This is a genomic window from Mycobacterium sp. 852002-51152_SCH6134967 (genome assembly GCF_001667105.1).
Classification (GTDB): domain Bacteria; phylum Actinomycetota; class Actinomycetes; order Mycobacteriales; family Mycobacteriaceae; genus Mycobacterium; species Mycobacterium neumannii_A.
On record NZ_LZIK01000070.1, the window covers coordinates 22,013 to 39,603 of the forward strand.

Below are 17,591 nucleotides of genomic sequence, written 5' to 3' on the forward strand. Positions count from 1 at the left end.
AGGGAGCGTTTGCTCGGTATGGATTTGTACACGCCAATCCTGGTGCTTGGCGCTATTGCGGCGGCGTTCGCGGTCGGCTCGGTTGCCATTGCTCTGCTGGTCGGTCCGCGTCGCTACAACAGGGCCAAGCTCGAGGCCTACGAATGCGGCATCGAGCCGGTGCCGCACGGGGGTGCGTCCGGTCAGCCGACCGGCCAGCGGTTTCCGATCAAGTACTACCTGACCGCGATGTTGTTCATCATCTTCGACATCGAGATCGTCTTCCTGTACCCGTGGGCGGTTGCTTTCGACAATCTCGGACTGTTTGCGCTGATAGAGATGCTGCTGTTCATGGCGACGGTGTTCGTGGCCTACGCCTATGTGTGGCGACGGGGAGGTCTGGCATGGGACTAGAGGAGAAGTTGCCGGGCGGGATCCTGCTGTCCACGGTCGAGAAAGTGGCGGGTTACATCCGCAAGGGCTCGCTGTGGCCTGCGACGTTCGGGCTGGCGTGCTGTGCGATCGAGATGATGGCCACGGCAGGCCCGCGGTTCGACATCTCCCGGTTCGGCATGGAGCGGTTCTCGGCCACGCCCCGCCAGGCCGACCTGATGATCGTCGCGGGGCGAGTCAGCCAGAAGATGGCGCCGGTGCTGCGGCAGATCTACGACCAGATGGCCGAGCCGAAGTGGGTTTTGGCAATGGGGGTGTGCGCGTCCTCGGGCGGGATGTTCAACAACTACGCGATCGTCCAGGGTGTCGATCACGTCGTCCCGGTGGACATCTACCTGCCCGGTTGCCCGCCGCGCCCCGAGATGCTGCTGCACGCGATCCTGAAGCTGCACGACAAGATTCAGGAGATGCCGCTCGGCGTGCACCGCGAAGAGGCGATCCGCGAGGCCGAGCAGGCCGCGCTGGCCGTCACGCCGACCATCGAGCTCAAGGGGCTGCTGCGATGACCAGCGGCCCGGGTGAAGAGCAGAACGCGACGAACGGCAACGGCGCCGAAGCGGACGCACCGAAGATCATCAGTGTCCGCCGCGGAATGTTCGGGGTTAAGGGATCGGGCGATACCTCCGGCTACGGGCGCCTGGTGCGGCCCGTCGCGCTGCCCGGCAGCTCGCCACGTCCCTACGGCCGCTATTTCGACGAGGTCGTCGATCGGCTCGCCGAGGTGCTCGGCGAGGACGGTTACGCGGCATCGATCGAGCGGGTCGTGGTGCACCGCGACGAGCTGACCCTCGAGGTGCAGCGTGATCAGTTGCCTATCGTGGCCCGTGCGCTGCGGGACGATCCGCAGTTGCGTTTCGAGTTGTGCCTCGGGGTCAGTGGGGTGCACTACCCCGACAAAGTCGGGCGCGAACTGCACGCGGTGTATCCGCTGATGTCCATCACGCACAACCGGCGGATCCTGATCGAGGTCGCCGCACCCGACGATGACCCGCACATCCCGTCGCTGTTCGAGGTCTATCCCACCACCGACTGGCACGAACGCGAGACCTACGACTTCTTCGGCATCATCTTCGACGGGCATCCCGCCCTGACCCGGATCGAGATGCCGGACGACTGGGTGGGGCACCCGCAGCGCAAGGACTACCCGTTGGGCGGCATCCCGGTGGAGTATCACGGCGCCGAGATCCCTCCGCCCGATCAACGGAGGGCCTACAGCTGATGAGCATTTCGCACGTCCCGCCCACGCAGGGCGGCGCTTCATCCTCGGCCGCGTCGGACAACAACGAGACGGTAATCGTTGTCGGCGGCCAGGATTGGGACCAAGTGGTCCAGGCCGCCAAGGATGCGGCCGCGGCCCACGCAGGCGAACGCATCGTCGTGAACATGGGTCCGCAGCACCCCTCCACCCACGGCGTGCTTCGGCTGGTCCTCGAGATCGAGGGTGAGACGGTCATCTCCGCCCGCTGCGGAATCGGCTACCTGCACACCGGAATCGAGAAGAACCTCGAGTTCCGCAACTGGACGCAGGGCGTCACGTTCGTCACGCGGATGGACTATCTGTCGCCGTTCTTCAACGAGACGGCCTACTGTCTGGGCGTCGAGAAACTGCTGGGCGTCACCGACGCGATCCCCGAGCGCGCCAGCGTCATCCGCGTGATGATGATGGAGCTCAACCGGATCTCCTCGCATCTTGTCGCGCTGGCGACCGGCGGGATGGAACTGGGCGCGATGAGCGCGATGTTCTACGGATTCCGTGAGCGCGAGCAGATCCTGTCAGTGTTCGAGACGGTGACGGGCCTGCGGATGAACAGCGCCTACGTTCGTCCGGGCGGGGTGGCGGTGGACCTTCCCGACGAGGCAGTGCCGCAGATCCGTGAGGTGCTCGAGCTGATGCCCAAGCGGCTCAAGGACCTCGAGGACCTGCTCAACGAGAACTACATCTGGAAGGGCCGCACGGTCGGCGTCGGTTATCTCGATCTGACCGGGTGCATGGCGCTCGGGATCACCGGGCCCTGCCTGCGTTCCACCGGGCTGCCGCACGACCTGCGCAAGACCCAACCGTATTGCGGTTACGAGACATACGACTTCGACGTGATCACCGACGAGGGCTGTGACTCCTACGGCCGGTATCTGATCCGGGTCAAGGAGATGCACGAGTCGCTGAAGATCGTCGAGCAGTGTCTGGACCGACTCCGGCCCGGGCCCGTGATGATCGAGGATAAGAAGCTGGGTTGGCCGGCTGATCTGAAGGTCGGCCCGGACGGGCTGGGTAACTCGCCCGAGCACATCGCCAGGATCATGGGTCATTCGATGGAGGGGCTGATCCACCACTTCAAGCTCGTCACCGAGGGAATCCGGGTGCCCGCAGGGCAGGTCTATGTCGCGGTCGAGTCTCCGCGCGGCGAACTCGGCGTGCACATGGTCTCCGACGGCGGCACCCGCCCCTACCGGGTGCACTACCGGGACCCGTCGTTCAACAACCTGCAGGCCGTCGCCGCGATGTGTGAAGGCGGCATGGTCGCCGATCTGATCACCGCGGTGGCGTCGATCGACCCGGTGATGGGAGGCGTGGACAGGTGAGCGTATTCCTCGAGCTCGGTCAGCGACCCGAGGAACCCGGCCCGCCGATCAACGGGCCGGTGTCATATTCAGACGACGTCGTGGCCCGGCTCACTGCCGACGCCGAGATGATCATCTCGCGCTACCCGCAGTCGCGTTCGGCGCTGCTGCCGTTGCTGCATCTCGTGCAGTCGGAGGACGGATGCCTGACACCCGCTGGTATCACGTTCTGCGCCAAGCAGTTGGGGCTGACCGACGCCGAGGTCACCGCGGTGGCGACCTTCTACTCGATGTACCGGCGGACGCCGACCGGCGAGTACCTCGTCGGCGTGTGCACCAACACCCTGTGCGCGGTGATGGGCGGTGACGCGATTCTCGAAGCGCTGCAGGAACATCTGGGCGTCCATGCCGGTGAGACGACTCCGGACGGACGCGTCACCCTCGAACACATCGAGTGCAACGCGGCGTGTGATTACGCGCCGGTGGTAATGGTCAACTGGGAGTTCTTCGACAACCAGACGACGTCCTCGGCGCGCGACCTCGTCGACGCGCTGCGCGAGGGTCAACCTCCCGAACCCACGCGGGGAACGCCGCTGTGCACATTCCGGGAGACCGCGCGCACACTCGCGGGTCTGCCCGACCCACGCTCGTTCGGCAACAACATCGGCGGCGCCACGTTGGCGGGGCTGCGGGTCGCGCGTGAACGCGGCATGCAGGCGCCCGACGCCGACGCCTCCGCCGCTTCCACCGAGACGCTCGACGACCAAACGGCGGGTGTCGAGGCCACCAGGAACGCGTCCGCGCCCGGCCCGTCGGCGACCGTCCCGCCGAAGTCAGAAACCGTCGAAACCGACCCAGACACAACGGATTCCCGCGCATGACAGATCTGACACCCGTGTTCAGCCGGTTCTGGGACGAGCCGGAACCATGGTCGATGGACACCTACCGCCGCCACGGCGGCTACCGCGCCCTGGAGAAGGCCCTGGCGATGGACCCGGACGAGCTCATCACCCTGGTGAAGGAGTCCGGTCTGCGGGGTCGCGGCGGCGCGGGCTTTCCCACCGGCACGAAGTGGTCGTTCATCCCGCAGAGCGACACCGGCGCCGGAGCCAAGCCGCACTACCTGGTGGTCAACGCCGACGAGTCGGAACCCGGTACGTGCAAAGACATTCCGCTGATGCTGACGACCCCGCACTTCCTCATCGAGGGTGCGATCATCGCGGCCTACGCGATCCGGGCGCATCACGCCTTCATCTACCTGCGCGGCGAGGTGGTGCCGGTGCTGCGCAGGCTGCACGCCGCGGTCGCCGAAGCGCACGAGGCCGGTTTTCTCGGCAACGACATCCAAGGGTCGGGCTTCGACCTGGAACTGATCGTGCACGCCGGGGCGGGCGCCTACATCTGCGGTGAGGAGACCGCGCTGCTGGACTCGCTCGAAGGCCGACGCGGACAACCGAGGTTGCGGCCGCCGTTCCCCGCCGTCGCAGGGCTGTACGCCTGTCCGACCGTGGTCAACAATGTCGAGTCGATCGCCAGCGTTCCGCCCATCCTGCTCAACGGCATCGACTGGTTCCGGTCGATGGGTTCGGAGAAGTCTCCGGGCTTCACGCTGTATTCGCTGTCGGGCCACGTGACCAACCCCGGACAGTACGAGGCGCCGCTGGGCATCACGCTGCGCGAACTTCTGGAGTATGCGGGCGGAGTCCGTTCCGGGCACCGGTTGAAGTTCTGGACACCCGGCGGCTCCTCCACTCCCCTGCTGACCGATGAACACCTTGACGTACCACTGGATTACGAGGGCATGGCCGGCGTCGGCACCATGCTCGGCACCAAGGCGCTGCAGATCTTCGACGAGACCACCTGCGTGGTGCGCGCCGTGCGCCGCTGGACCGACTTCTACGCCCACGAGTCGTGCGGCAAATGCACACCGTGCCGCGAGGGCACCTACTGGCTGGCTCAGATCTACGAGCGCCTGGAGACGGGCGCGGGCACCGAGGCCGACATCGACAAGCTGCTCGACATCTCCGACAACATCTTCGGAAAAGCGTTCTGCGCTTTGGGTGACGGCGCGGCAGCACCCATCATGTCGTCGATCAAGTTCTTCCGCGACGAGTACATCGCCCACCTCGACGGCGGGTGCCCGTTCGATCCGCACGCCTCCACGCTGATGGCGGCGGAAGGGGTCGGGGCCTGATGGGGGCGATTGTCTGCAGTGGCCGCACGTTCGCGGCGAAAAGGGGGCGCAATGACGCAGACCGCTGACACCGGGGAAGACACCGGAGTCGAGATGGTCCAGTTGTCCATCGACGGCTTCGACGTCAGCGTTCCGAAGGGCACGTTGGTGATTCGGGCCGCAGAACTGATCGGCATCCAGATCCCGCGATTCTGCGACCATCCACTGCTCGACCCGGTGGGGGCCTGCCGGCAGTGCCTGGTCGAGGTCGAGGGCCAGCGCAAACCGATGGCGTCGTGCACAACGACCTGCACCCCGGACATGGTGGTGCGCACGCAGTACACCTCACCGGAGGCCGACAAGGCGCAGCAGGGCATCATGGAGTTCCTGCTGATCAACCATCCGCTGGACTGCCCGGTGTGCGACAAGGGTGGCGAATGCCCGCTGCAGAACCAGGCGATGTCCAACGGCCGCGCCGAAACTCGCTTCGAAGACGTCAAACGCACCTTCCCGAAGCCGATCAACATCTCCTCGCAAGTGCTGCTGGACCGCGAGCGCTGTGTGCTGTGCGCGCGCTGCACCCGCTTCTCCGAGCAGATCGCCGGCGATCCGTTCATCGAATTGCTCGAGCGCGGTGCGCTGCAACAGGTCGGCATCGCGACGGATGAACCGTTCGAGTCCTACTTCTCCGGCAACACCGTGCAGATCTGCCCGGTTGGCGCGCTGACCGGGGCGGCCTACCGCTTCCGGGCCCGGCCGTTCGACCTGGTGTCGAGCCCCAGCGTGTGCGAGCACTGCGCATCGGGATGCGCCCAGCGCACCGACCATCGGCGCGGAAAGGTCATGCGCCGCTTGGCCGGTGACGAACCCCAGGTCAACGAGGAATGGAACTGCGACAAGGGTCGCTGGGCCTTCACCTACACCACCCAGGGCGACCGCATCACCACCCCGATGATCCGCGACGAGGACGGCAAGTTGCGCCCCGCCTCGTGGTCGGAGGCTCTCGTGGTCGCCGGCACCGGGCTGGCGGCCGCCGCCGGAAGCGCGGGCGTGCTGGTCGGCGGCCGGATGACCGTCGAGGACGCCTACGCCTACTCCAAGTTCGCCCGGATCGTGCTCAACACCAACGACATCGACTTCCGGGCCCGGTCGCACAGCGCCGAGGAGGCCGACTTCCTGGCCGCCCATGTCGCGGGACAGCCGATGACGGTGGCCTACACCGATCTGGAGAATGCGCCGGCGGTGCTGCTGGCCGGCTTCGAGCCGGAAGAGGAATCCCCGATCGTGTTCCTGCGGCTGCGCAAGGCCGCGCGCAACAAGGGGCTGCAGGTCATCTCCGTCGCCCCCTTCGCCAGCCGCGCCCTGACCAAGCTGCGCGGCCGCCTGGTCACCGCGGCCCCGGGCGACGAGGCAGCCGCCCTCGACGCGCTGGCCGACGACCCGCAGCTACGGCTGCCAGGCGCGATCATCATGGTCGGCGAGCGCCTGGCCACATCGCCCGGAGCCCTCTCTGCGGCAAGCAGATTGGCAGAAGCGACCGGCGCTCGGCTGTCGTGGGTGCCGAGACGGGCAGGCGAACGAGGCGCGGCTGAGGCCGGCGCACTACCGAACCTGCTGCCCGGTGGCAGGCCGATCGCCGACAGCGCGGCCGTCGAGCAGACCGCGGCGGCATGGCACGTCAGCGAGTTGCCCACCGATCCTGGTCGCGACACCACCGCGATCCTGGAGGCAGCGCGCAGCGGCGAACTGGGCGCCCTGCTCGTCGGGGGCGTCGAGGTCGACGATCTACCCGATCCCGAAGCGGCACTGGCCGCGATCGAGTCCACACCGTTCGTCGTCAGCCTCGAGCTGCGGGAGAGCGCGGTGACGGCGGTCGCCGACGTCGTCTTCCCCATCGCGCCCGTAGTGGAGAAAGCCGGTTCATTCCTGAACTGGGAGGGCCGACTTCGTCCGTTCGAGCCGTCACTGGAGACGAACGCCATCCCCGATCTGCGGGTGTTGACCTTTCTGGCCGACGAGATCGGTGTCGCGTTGAACCTGCCGACCGCAGCGGCCGCCGGGGACGAGATATCGCGCTTGGGAATGTGGGCGGGTCGACGGCCCGAAGCGCCCAACGTTGCTCCGCCGAAGCGGACGCCGCCGGCCGAGGGGCAAGCCGTGCTCGCGGGGTGGCGGATGCTGCTCGACGAAGGCCGACTACAAGACGGCGAACCGCATCTGGCGGGTACCGCCCGTGCTCCGGTGGCACGGCTCTCCGCCGCCACCGCGGCCGAAATCGGCGCCGCGGAGGGCGATCTGGTCACAGCAAGGACACCGCGAGGAACGATCACGCTGCCGTTGGCCATCACCGACATGGGTGACCGCGTGATCTGGCTCCCCCTGAATTCGCCGGGTTCGGCGGTGCATCGAAGCCTCGGGGTGTCCACCGGTGATGTCGTGTCGATCGGACGGGCCGAACCGTGATCCATCCCGATCCCACCCTGTTCGGTCATGACCCGTGGTGGCTGATCCTCGCGAAGGCGCTCGCGATCTTCGCGTTCCTGATGCTGTCGGTGCTCTCGGCGATCCTGATCGAGCGCAAACTGCTGGGCCGCATGCAGATGCGGTTCGGACCTAACCGTGTGGGCCCCAGGGGACTGCTGCAGTCGCTGGTGGACGGCGTCAAGCTCGCGCTCAAGGAGGGTCTGGTCCCGGCGGGAGTCGACAAGTTCGTCTACCTTGCGGCACCGGTGATCGCCGCGGTGCCCGCCTTCATCGCCTTCGCCGTCATCCCGATGGGCGGCGAGGTCTCGATCTTCAACCACCGCACCGCATTGCAGCTGACGGACATGCCCGTCGCCGTCCTGTACATCCTGGCGGCGACCTCCATCGGCGTGTACGGGATCGTGCTGGCCGGGTGGGCCTCGGGGTCGACGTATCCGCTGCTGGGCGGCATTCGCTCGAGCGCGCAGGTGATTTCGTATGAGATCGCCATGGCACTGTCGTTCGTGGCGGTGTTCATCTACGCGGGTACGATGTCGACCTCCGGCATCGTCGCCGCCCAGGACGGCACCTGGTTCATCTTCCTGCTGCTGCCGTCGTTCCTGGTTTACATGGTTTCGATGGTGGGCGAAACGAACCGTGCGCCTTTCGATCTCCCCGAAGCCGAGGGTGAACTGGTAGGCGGTTTCCACACCGAGTACTCGTCGATCAAGTTCGCGATGTTCATGCTCGCCGAGTACGTCAACATGACCACCGTCTCCGCGCTGGCGACCACGATGTTCCTGGGCGGCTGGCACGCCCCGTGGCCCATCAACATGTGGGATGGCGCCAATACCGGGTGGTGGCCACTGCTGTGGTTCGTTGCCAAGGTGTGGGGGTTCATGTTCCTGTTCTTCTGGCTGCGCGCCACGTTGCCCCGAATGCGCTACGACCAGTTCATGGGGCTGGGATGGAAAGCGCTCATCCCGTTCTCGTTGGCTTGGATCATGATCGTCGCCACGGCGCGCGCGCTCCGCAACGAGGGCTTCAGTCAGGTGACGACGACGCTCGCCTCGCTCGGCGCCATCGCGGTCCTGCTGATCGCCGTGGCGCTGTGGCGGTCGGCGCGCCGACGCAACGTTCGCGCCATCCCACGGCAGAACCTGGATCCGGAGATCTTCCCCACCCCGCCCCTGCCGAGCAGCACGCAGACCGCAACCAAGGAGCCAGCCGATGCCTAAGTTCCTCGACGCGCTGAAAGGTTTCGGGGTCACCTTCGGAACCATGTTCAAAAAGCCGATCACCGAGGAGTATCCGGAAAAGCCGGGGCCCGTCGCCAAGCGCTATCACGGCCGGCACCAACTGAACCGGTACCCGGACGGTCTGGAGAAATGCATCGGCTGCGAACTGTGCGCCTGGGCTTGCCCCGCCGACGCCATCTATGTCGAGGGCGACGACAACACCGAGGACGAACGGTATTCCCCCGGTGAGCGCTACGGGCGCGTCTATCAGATCAACTATCTGCGCTGCATCGGCTGCGGCCTGTGCATCGAGGCCTGCCCCACCCGGGCGTTGACGATGACCAACGACTACGAGATGGCCGACGACAACCGCGCCGACCTGATCTGGGGTAAGGACAAGTTGTTGGCGCCGTTGCGGTCCGGCATGCTGCCGCCGCCGCATCCGATGGCCCCCGGCGCCACCGACGAGGACTACTACCTGGGCAACATCGGACCCGTCGAGCAGGAAACCCAGAAGGTCACCGGGGACGTTCGATGAGGCTCGACCTGCTCGCGGCCGTGGCCGCCGACAACCCAGGGCAGACCACGACCACCGAGGCCGTGCTGTTCTGGGTGTTGGGGATCGTGGCGGTCGTCGGTGCGCTCGGGGTGATCGCCGCACCGAAAGCGGTGTACTCCGCGATGTTTCTGGCCATGACGATGATTGTGTTGGCGGTGTTCTACATCGCCCAGGGTGCGCTGTTCCTCGGTGTGGTCCAGGTGGTGGTATACACCGGTGCCGTCATGATGATCTTCCTGTTCGTGCTGATGCTCATCGGTGTCGACTCGTCGGACTCGCTCGTGGAAACGATTCGCGGGCAACGGGTTGCCGGTGTCGTCATCGGTGTCGGTTTCGGTCTGCTGCTCATCGCGGGCATCGGCAACGTCTCGGTCGGCGGCTTCACCGGCCTGGCGCAGGCGAACGCGGGTGGCAACGTCGAGGGCTTGGCGGCGCTCATCTTCGTGCGCTACCTGTGGGCGTTCGAGTTGACCAGCGCGCTGCTGATCACCGCCGCGCTCGGTGCGATGGTGCTGGCACACCGGGAACGCTTCGGACGCCGCAAGACCCAGCGCGAACTCGCCGAAGAACGGTTCAAACCGGGCGGCTATCCGACGACGCTGCCCAATCCCGGTGTCTTCGCGCGCAACAACGCCGTCGACATCGCCGCCCGCCTACCTGACGGTTCCGGTTCGGACCTGTCCGTCAGCCCCATCCTGCAGAAGCGGACCGTCACCGTGACGAACGGCCGAGGAGGCGGGGAGTGAATCCCGACAACTATCTCTATCTGTCGGCGCTGTTGTTCACGATAGGCGCGGCAGGAGTGTTGTTGCGTCGCAACGCGATCGTGGTGTTCATGTGCGTCGAGCTGATGTTGAACGCGGCCAACCTCGCGTTCGTCTCGTTCTCCCGCATGCACGGCCACCTCGACGGCCAAGTGGTCGCGTTCTTCACCATGGTGGTCGCCGCCTGCGAGGTGGTGGTCGGGCTGGCGATCATCATGAGCATCTTCCGTACCCGCCGGTCGGCTTCGGTCGACGACGCAAGCCTTCTGAAGAACTAGAGGCGCGATGACGATTCCTGTCTGGCTGACCATCGCGCTGCCGCTGGCCGGCGCGGCGATCCTGCTCCTCGGGGGACGACGGGCCGACGCGTGGGGCCACCTGTTGGGCTGTGCCGCGGCCCTCGGGTCGTTCGTGGTCGGCGCCGTGCTCTTCGTCGACATGCTGGGCCGTGACGCCGAACAGCGCGCGATCCACGAGGCGTTGTTCTCCTGGGTTCCGGTAGGCGGGCTGCAGGTGGACTTCGGGATGCAACTCGATCCGCTGTCGATGTGTTTCGTGTTGCTGATCACCGGTGTCGGCTCGTTGATCCACATCTACTCGATCGGCTACATGGCCGAAGACCCCGGGCGGCGACGGTTTTTCGCGTACCTGAACCTGTTCCTGTCGGCGATGCTGCTTCTGGTGCTCGCCGACAACTACCTCGGCCTCTACGTCGGCTGGGAGGGCGTCGGTCTGGCGTCCTACCTACTGATCGGTTTCTGGGCGCACAAACCGTCGGCCGCGACGGCGGCAAAGAAGGCGTTCGTCGTCAACCGCGTCGGCGACATGGGCCTGGCCATCGCGATGATGGTGATGTTCGCCTACATCGGCTCCATTTCCTATGCGGGCGTCTTCGCCGCCGCGCCGAACGCCGGCGAGGGCGTGCTGACCGCGATCGGCCTGCTGCTCCTGCTGGCCGCGTGCGGTAAGTCGGCGCAGGTGCCGCTGCAGTCCTGGCTGGGCGACGCGATGGAGGGTCCGACACCGGTTTCGGCGTTGATCCACGCCGCCACCATGGTCACCGCGGGTGTGTACCTCATCGTGCGCTCCGGACCGGTGTTCGACCTCGCACCCACCGCGCAACTGGGCGTCGTCATCGTCGGCGCCGTCACCCTGTTGTTCGGCGCGATCATCGGCTGCGCGAAGGACGACATCAAGAAAGCGCTTGCAGCGTCGACGATGTCGCAGATCGGCTACATGGTGCTGGCCGCCGGACTCGGGCCCGTCGGCTACGCGTTCGCGATCATGCACCTGCTCACCCACGGCTTCTTCAAGGCCGGCCTGTTCCTGGGCGCCGGTTCGGTGATGCACGCGATGGACGACGAGGTCAACATGCGACGCTACGGCGGCCTGCGTAAAGCGCTGCCGATCACGTTCGTCACATTCGGCCTGGGCTACCTCGCGATCATCGGGGTGCCGCCGCTGGCCGGGTTCTTCTCCAAAGACGGGATCATCGAAGCGGCGCTCGGCGCCGGCGGCGTCAAGGGCTTGATCCTGGGCGGCGTGACGATCCTGGGCGCCGGTATCACCGCGTTCTACATGACCAGGGTGATGTTGATGACGTTCTTCGGCGAGAAGCGTTGGGCTCCCAATACGCATCCGCACGAAGCGCCGGCGGTGATGACCTGGCCGATGATCCTGCTGGCCATCGGCTCCGTGGGCTCGGGAGCGGCGTTCGCGATCGGCGGCACGCTGGAGCACTGGCTCGAACCGGTCGTCGGCGCGCACGAGGTACACCACGTCGCACCCGTCTGGGTGGTGACGACGGTGATCCTGACCGTCGTCGCCGTCGGCATTCTCGTCGCCTACCGCATGTACGGAAGAAAGCCTGTGCCAGAGGACGTCCCGGACGGTTCGGCGCTCGCCGTCGCGGCGCGCAACGATCTGTACGGCGATGCGTTCAACGAGGCGGCGCTGATGCGGCCCGGCCAACTGCTGACCCGCGGGCTCGTCGAGATCGACGAGGAGGCGGTCGACGGCGCGGCCACCGGGTTGGCAGGGCTGGTCAGCCGCCTGTCGACGGGTCTGCGGCGCCTACAGACGGGTTATGCCCGCTCCTATGCGCTTTCGATGCTTTCAGGTGCGGTTCTGGTGGTCGCGGCGATCCTGGCGGTGCAACTCTGGTGAACAACTTCCCCTGGCTCACGGTGCTGTGGGCGACGCCCACCGTCGGCGCCGCCCTGACGATCCTGCTGCCTGCCGCCCAGCGGGTGCTGGCCAAGTGGTTCGCGTTGGCCGTCTCGATCGCGGTCCTGGCGATCACCGCCGTTGTCGCAGTCGGCTTCCAACCCGGTGGTGAGCAGTACCAGTTCGTCGAATCCCACCGCTGGATCCCGTCATTCGGCACCGGCTACATCCTCGGTGTCGACGGCATCGCACTGGCGATAGTGGTGCTCACCGCGGTCCTGGTGCCGCTGCTGATCATCGCGGGCTGGAACGACGCCGACGCCCAGACCGGCCTGCGCGGTCGGTCGGTGCAGACCTACCTCGCGTTGACGCTGGCCGTCGAGGGCATGGTCCTGATGTCGCTGGTGTCGCTGGACATCCTGCTGTTCTACGTGTTCTTCGAAGCGATGCTGATTCCGATGTACTTCCTCATCGGCGGCTTCGGCGGCGAGAACCGGAGCAAGGCGGCGGTGAAGTTCCTGCTGTACAACCTGTTCGGCGGCCTGATCATGCTGGCCGCGGTGATCGGGCTGTACGTGGTGACGGCCTCGAGCGACGCGTTCGCCGCGGGCACGTTCGACTTCCGCGAGATCGTCACCGCGGTGTCCAGCGGCGAGTTCGCCGTCAACCCCGCGGTAATGAACCTGCTGTTCGGTGGCTTCATGTTCGCGTTCGCGGTCAAGGCGCCGTTGTGGCCGTTCCACCGCTGGCTGCCCGATGCGGCCGTCGAGGCCACCCCGGCCAGCGCGGTGCTGATGATGGCGGTCATGGACAAGGTCGGAACCTTCGGGATGCTGCGGTACTGCCTGCAGTTGTTCCCCGACGCGTCAACGTATTTCCAACCCCTGGTGGTCACGCTGGCGGTGATCGGCATCGTCTACGGCGCGATCCTCGCGATCGGCCAGACCGACGTGATGCGGTTGATCGCCTACACGTCGATCTCCCACTTCGGGTTCATCATCCTGGGCATCTTCGTGATGACCAGCCAGGGCCAGTCCGGTTCGACGCTGTACATGATCAACCACGGTCTGTCGACGGCCGCCCTGTTCCTGATCGCCGGGTTCCTGGTGTCGCGCAGGGGCACTCGACTGATCCGGGCGTTCGGTGGCGTCCAGAAGGTGGCACCGGTGATGGCGGGCACGTTCCTCGTCGCCGGACTGGCGACGCTGTCGCTGCCTGGTCTGGCGCCGTTCATCAGCGAATTCCTGGTGCTCATCGGCACATTCACGCGGTACCCGGTGCTGGCGGTGTTCGCGGCCACGGCGCTGGTGCTGTCGGCGATCTACATCCTGTGGATGTACCAGCGGATGATGACCGGAGCCGTCACCGAGGGCAACGAGCGGGTGCGCGACCTGGTGCCGCGCGAACTCGTCGTCGTCGCACCGCTGATCGCCCTGCTGATCGTGCTGGGGGTGTATCCGAAACCCGCACTCGACGTCATCAACCCCGCGGTCGATCACACCCTGACGACCATCGACCAACCTGATCCCGTACCCAGAGTCGCGGAAGGGCCGAGACCATGACCCTCACCCCGCCGACCGTCGAATATGGTCTGGTCTGCCCCATGCTGATCGTGTTCGGGGTCGCCATCGCGGGCGTCCTCGTCGAGGCGTTCCTGCCGCGGAAGCACCGGTACGCGAGCCAACTGGTGCTCTGCTTCGGGGGCCTGGCGGCCGCCCTGGTCGCCGTGGTGGTGCTCGCACGTAGCCTGCACGGCTCCATCGGCCGCTCGGCCGTGATGGGTGCGGTCGTCATCGACGCCCCCGCGCTGTTCCTGCAGGGCACCATCCTGCTCGTCGGCGTGCTCGGCGTCCTGCTGATCGCTGAGCGACAGGTCGGCACCGAGGTCGCCGACGGTGGTCGCCGCGGCCTGGACGGATTCACGCCCCAGGCGTCGGCCGTACCCGGCAGCGTCGCCGAACAAGTGGCCACCAAGGCCGGCGTGATCCAGACCGAGGTCTTCCCGCTGACGATGTTCGCCATCGGCGGCATGCTGCTGTTCCCGGCATCCGATGACCTGCTGACCATGTTCATCGCGCTGGAGATCCTGTCGCTGCCGCTGTACCTGTTGTGCGGTCTGGCGCGCAAGCGTCGCCTGCTATCCCAAGAGGCAGCGCTGAAATACTTTCTGCTGGGTGCATTCTCGTCGGCGTTCTTCCTCTACGGCGTGGCCATGCTGTACGGATACGCCGGTACGTTGGATCTGGTCGGTATCGCGGAGGCCGTCGCCGCGGGATCGGGTAAGACATCGCTGGCCCTGATCGGGATCGGACTGGTACTGGTCGGCGTGCTGTTCAAAGTCGGTGCCGTCCCGTTCCACAGCTGGGTTCCCGACGTGTATCAAGGTGCGCCGACTCCGATCACGGCGTTCATGGCTGCGGCGACGAAGATCGCCGCATTCGGCGCGCTGCTGCGCGTGTTCTACGTCGCGCTGCCCGAAATGCGCGACGACTGGCGACCCGTGCTGTGGGCGATCGCGATCCTGACGATGGTGGTCGGCACTGTGGCAGCGGTGACCCAGGCCGACGTCAAGCGGATGCTGGCGTATTCGGCGGTGTCGCACACCGGTTTCATCCTCACCGGTGTGATTGCCGCGAACGAAGCGGGACTGTCGTCGACGCTGTTCTATCTGTTCGCGTACGGCTTCAGCACCGTGGGAGCGTTCGCCGTGGTCGGCCTGGTTCGCGACGGTGTCGGCGAAGAGGACACCGCGATGGCCCGGTGGGCCGGCCTCGGGCGGCGATACCCCATTGTGGGCGTGGTGTTTTCGCTGTTCCTCCTCGCGTTCGCCGGGATCCCGCTGACCAGCGGCTTCGTGGCGAAGTTCGCGGTGTTCAAGGCAGCCGGCGAGGGCGGAGCGATGCCGTTGGTGGTTGTCGGCGTCCTCGCAAGCGCGATCGCCGCGTACTTCTATGTGCGGGTGATCGTGTTGATGTTCTTCACCGATCCGCCCGAGAACCCCCCGACGCTGGTGGTGCCGAGTGCGCTCAGCACGACGGTCGTGACGGTGACCGCGGCGGTCACGTTCGCACTGGGCGCGCTGCCGCAACCGCTTCTGGATCTGGCCAACAACGCCGACCAGTTCCTGCGTTAGTCGCGGGACAGCAGGCCGACCTGACGGTAGGCGGATTCGAGGTAGCGCCGCATCTGCCGCTCGGTCAGCGGATTCGGTTGCAGAACCCGATAGGTCACCGCGCCGGCCAGCATGTCCACGAGAACGTCGAGGTCGGCGTCCTCGTCGACCGCGCCGTCGCGCTGCGCGCGCTCGAGCATGGCGAAGGCAAGGTCACGGCGGGGCTGGATGTAGCGGTCCCAGTACGTCCGCAACAGCTCCGGATGCGCGACGGCCGACCCGTAGATCTGCGCGATCAATGCGCGGAAGCGAGGATCGGTCGCCGTGCGAGCGGCTCCGGATATGTTGTGTCGCACCAGATCATGGATGCCGCCGGCGGTGATCTCCTCGCGGGTGGGCCACTGTATGTCCGTGCTCACATGCGTTTCGATCGCATCCGCGACGAGTTGCTCCTTTCCCGACCAACGGCGGTAGATCGTGGGTTTGCCGACGCCGGCGCGTTTGGCCACCTGCTCGATGCTCATACCCGCGATCCCGCGTTCGACGAACATGTCGAGCGCCGCCCGCAAGATGGCGGTGTCGAGGTCCTTGCTGCGCGGCCGGCCCGGACCTGGCGTCGTCATCGCACGCTGCCTGTTGCCAGCGCACGACTCAACCATCGGCGCAACGCCTTTGGCTGTCTTCCACGCCAGGCGAGGTGGCCGTCGGGGCGCACCAGCATCGGATCGCCATCGATGCGCCGATCGATGACGGCGACGCGGGTCTCGCCGAGGTGCTCGGTCACGATCCTCGCCAGATTGTGGTCGGCCCCCAAAAGCCCCCAGCACCCGTGCAGTTCGTCGCCCGAGATCCCGGGCACGCGGTCCCCCGGACGCTGGCCTGACAACCGGCAAGACCGATCCGCCAACGGACCCCGGCGGTACGTCACCCACAACTGCGAGGTGCGGTAGGTCACCCAACGCTGTACTGCGGGCAGGTTCATCACCGGGACCACGACACGGTCGCGAATGAAGCGGCCGATGCTGCTCTGCGCCACATTGACTTTGGTGACCGCGCTCGTGTTGCGCAACACCTCCGTGGCGAGCGGACGTCGTTCAGCCTCGTATGAGTCGAGCAGCTTCTCGTCGGCGGCGCCCGCCGTGACGAGCGCCAGTTTCCACGCAAGGTTCTCGGCGTCCCCGAGACCCGTCAGCATCCCCTGTCCGCCGAACGGCGCATGCGTGTGCGCCGCGTCCCCTGCGATGAGCACCCGGCCACGCCGGTATGTTGTCGCTAACCGGCGGTGCACGCTGAACATCGACAGCCATTCCGCGTGCTCGACCGGCGCAGAGCGGCCGGTGCGCTCGGGAATGATCCGGTTCAATCGCGCGAGTATCTCGTCGTCCGTGGGCTTTTGCTGCCCCGAATGCGGATCGTAGGCGATGATGCGCCACAGACCGCCTGGCATCGGCATCGCTCCGAGCATGCCGTCCTGATGTAGCCAGCCGGTCGTGCCTGAGCGGTCGAGATCCCAGTCGATGCGGAGGTCGGCGAGCAGGAAGCGTTCGGTGAGGCGCACTCCGGGGAAGTCGATACCCGCGGCGCGGCGGGTGGCGCCGCTCGCCCCGTCGCAGCCGATCAGCCAGTCGGCGGTGAGGTCGTTCCCACCGGCGAGGACGGCCGTGACGGTCCCGCCGTGCTGGTGGACATCGGTAAGCTCTGTGTCCCAGCTGATCTGGCCACCCAGTTCGGTGAACCGGTCCCGGAGAGCGGCCTCGACCGCCGCTTGGGAGATCACCATCGGTGGTGCGGCCGTATCCATACCGGGGTCGCCGAAGCGGATGCGCATGATCGGCTTGTCGCCCAGGTAGGTCAGGATGCTCATCGCCCGCACCGACTTTTCGGGAAGGTCGCCGAGCGCACCCAGACGGTCGAGCACCTCGGAGCCGCGGGCGTGCAGGAAGTTGGCGCGCGACGTGGTGGCGGGCGCGGCCGCCGCATCGATCACCCGGACACGGACACCCTGCAGCAGCAGACCACACGCCGCCGCCAGACCCGTCGGCCCTGCCCCGACCACGAGAACGTCGAAACCCATCGCCTCCCTCTTTCCGTTACGGCACCGTTTCGTAAATACTGTAGGTGATAA

The 17,591-nt window shown here is 66.5% G+C and carries 16 protein-coding genes; 14 read left to right on the forward strand and 2 right to left on the reverse strand.

Annotation, left to right across the window (positions count from 1 at the left end):
* The first annotated feature begins 18 nt into the window (after positions 1 to 18).
* From A5790_RS23465 to nuoN, 14 genes are read left to right on the forward strand one after another with little or no spacing between them, the layout of a single operon-like run.
* Positions 19 to 393, forward strand: a complete 375-nt coding sequence (locus A5790_RS23465) for an NADH-quinone oxidoreductase subunit A (protein ID WP_064394376.1) — start codon at positions 19 to 21, stop codon at positions 391 to 393.
* Complete coding sequence (locus tag A5790_RS23470) at positions 384 to 938, forward strand: NADH-quinone oxidoreductase subunit B family protein (protein ID WP_015305533.1); 555 nt, start codon at positions 384 to 386, stop codon at positions 936 to 938. Before A5790_RS23465 ends, A5790_RS23470 begins: the two co-directional genes overlap by 10 nt.
* Positions 935 to 1,651, forward strand: a complete 717-nt coding sequence (locus A5790_RS23475; RefSeq protein WP_066849968.1) for an NADH-quinone oxidoreductase subunit C — start codon at positions 935 to 937, stop codon at positions 1,649 to 1,651. Before A5790_RS23470 ends, A5790_RS23475 begins: the two co-directional genes overlap by 4 nt.
* Positions 1,651 to 3,012 carry an NADH dehydrogenase (quinone) subunit D gene (gene nuoD / locus A5790_RS23480; RefSeq protein WP_066810329.1) on the forward strand — a complete coding sequence of 454 codons (1,362 nt, stop codon included), beginning with the start codon at positions 1,651 to 1,653 and terminating at the stop codon, positions 3,010 to 3,012. The genes A5790_RS23475 and nuoD overlap by 1 nt, the downstream gene beginning before the upstream one ends.
* Positions 3,009 to 3,872 (forward strand): NADH-quinone oxidoreductase subunit NuoE, encoded by an 864-nt coding sequence (gene nuoE / locus A5790_RS23485; protein ID WP_066849970.1) that lies wholly within the window; start codon positions 3,009 to 3,011, stop codon positions 3,870 to 3,872. Before nuoD ends, nuoE begins: the two co-directional genes overlap by 4 nt.
* Positions 3,869 to 5,185: an NADH-quinone oxidoreductase subunit NuoF gene (gene nuoF / locus A5790_RS23490; protein ID WP_066849973.1), complete on the forward strand. Its 1,317-nt coding sequence runs from the start codon at positions 3,869 to 3,871 to the stop codon at positions 5,183 to 5,185. Before nuoE ends, nuoF begins: the two co-directional genes overlap by 4 nt.
* Positions 5,186 to 5,236: 51 nt before the next feature.
* Positions 5,237 to 7,627 (forward strand): NADH-quinone oxidoreductase subunit G, encoded by a 2,391-nt coding sequence (locus A5790_RS23495; protein ID WP_066849976.1) that lies wholly within the window; start codon positions 5,237 to 5,239, stop codon positions 7,625 to 7,627.
* On the forward strand, positions 7,624 to 8,865 hold the full coding sequence (nuoH, locus tag A5790_RS23500; protein WP_066849978.1) for an NADH-quinone oxidoreductase subunit NuoH: 1,242 nt from the start codon (positions 7,624 to 7,626) through the stop codon (positions 8,863 to 8,865). The genes A5790_RS23495 and nuoH overlap by 4 nt, the downstream gene beginning before the upstream one ends.
* Entirely contained in the window at positions 8,858 to 9,403 is a 546-nt protein-coding gene (nuoI, locus tag A5790_RS23505) for an NADH-quinone oxidoreductase subunit NuoI (RefSeq protein ID WP_066849980.1), read from the forward strand. The genes nuoH and nuoI overlap by 8 nt, the downstream gene beginning before the upstream one ends.
* On the forward strand, positions 9,400 to 10,170 hold the full coding sequence (locus tag A5790_RS23510) for an NADH-quinone oxidoreductase subunit J (protein ID WP_066849982.1): 771 nt from the start codon (positions 9,400 to 9,402) through the stop codon (positions 10,168 to 10,170). Before nuoI ends, A5790_RS23510 begins: the two co-directional genes overlap by 4 nt.
* Positions 10,167 to 10,466 (forward strand): NADH-quinone oxidoreductase subunit NuoK, encoded by a 300-nt coding sequence (gene nuoK, locus A5790_RS23515; RefSeq protein WP_066849984.1) that lies wholly within the window; start codon positions 10,167 to 10,169, stop codon positions 10,464 to 10,466. The genes A5790_RS23510 and nuoK overlap by 4 nt, the downstream gene beginning before the upstream one ends.
* A gap of 7 nt (positions 10,467 to 10,473) precedes the next feature.
* The gene (gene nuoL / locus A5790_RS23520) at positions 10,474 to 12,354 is read left to right on the forward strand and encodes an NADH-quinone oxidoreductase subunit L (protein WP_066849987.1); all 1,881 of its coding nucleotides are present in this window, start codon (positions 10,474 to 10,476) and stop codon (positions 12,352 to 12,354) included.
* On the forward strand, positions 12,351 to 13,916 hold the full coding sequence (locus tag A5790_RS23525) for an NADH-quinone oxidoreductase subunit M (protein WP_369816185.1): 1,566 nt from the start codon (positions 12,351 to 12,353) through the stop codon (positions 13,914 to 13,916). The genes nuoL and A5790_RS23525 overlap by 4 nt, the downstream gene beginning before the upstream one ends.
* Positions 13,913 to 15,487, forward strand: coding sequence for an NADH-quinone oxidoreductase subunit NuoN (gene nuoN, locus A5790_RS23530; protein WP_066849990.1), 1,575 nt, complete (start codon positions 13,913 to 13,915; stop codon positions 15,485 to 15,487). The genes A5790_RS23525 and nuoN overlap by 4 nt, the downstream gene beginning before the upstream one ends.
* Here the strand turns inward: nuoN and A5790_RS23535 are convergent.
* Together A5790_RS23535 and A5790_RS23540 are read right to left on the reverse strand one after the other, a co-directional pair.
* Positions 15,484 to 16,089 carry a TetR/AcrR family transcriptional regulator gene (locus A5790_RS23535; RefSeq protein ID WP_066849993.1) on the reverse strand — a complete coding sequence of 202 codons (606 nt, stop codon included), beginning with the start codon at positions 16,087 to 16,089 and terminating at the stop codon, positions 15,484 to 15,486. The two genes, nuoN and A5790_RS23535, sit on opposite strands and share 4 nt — an antisense overlap.
* The gene (locus tag A5790_RS23540) at positions 16,086 to 17,540 is read right to left on the reverse strand and encodes an FAD-dependent monooxygenase (protein ID WP_066849996.1); all 1,455 of its coding nucleotides are present in this window, start codon (positions 17,538 to 17,540) and stop codon (positions 16,086 to 16,088) included. The genes A5790_RS23535 and A5790_RS23540 overlap by 4 nt, the downstream gene beginning before the upstream one ends.
* Positions 17,541 to 17,591: the final 51 nt, after the last annotated feature.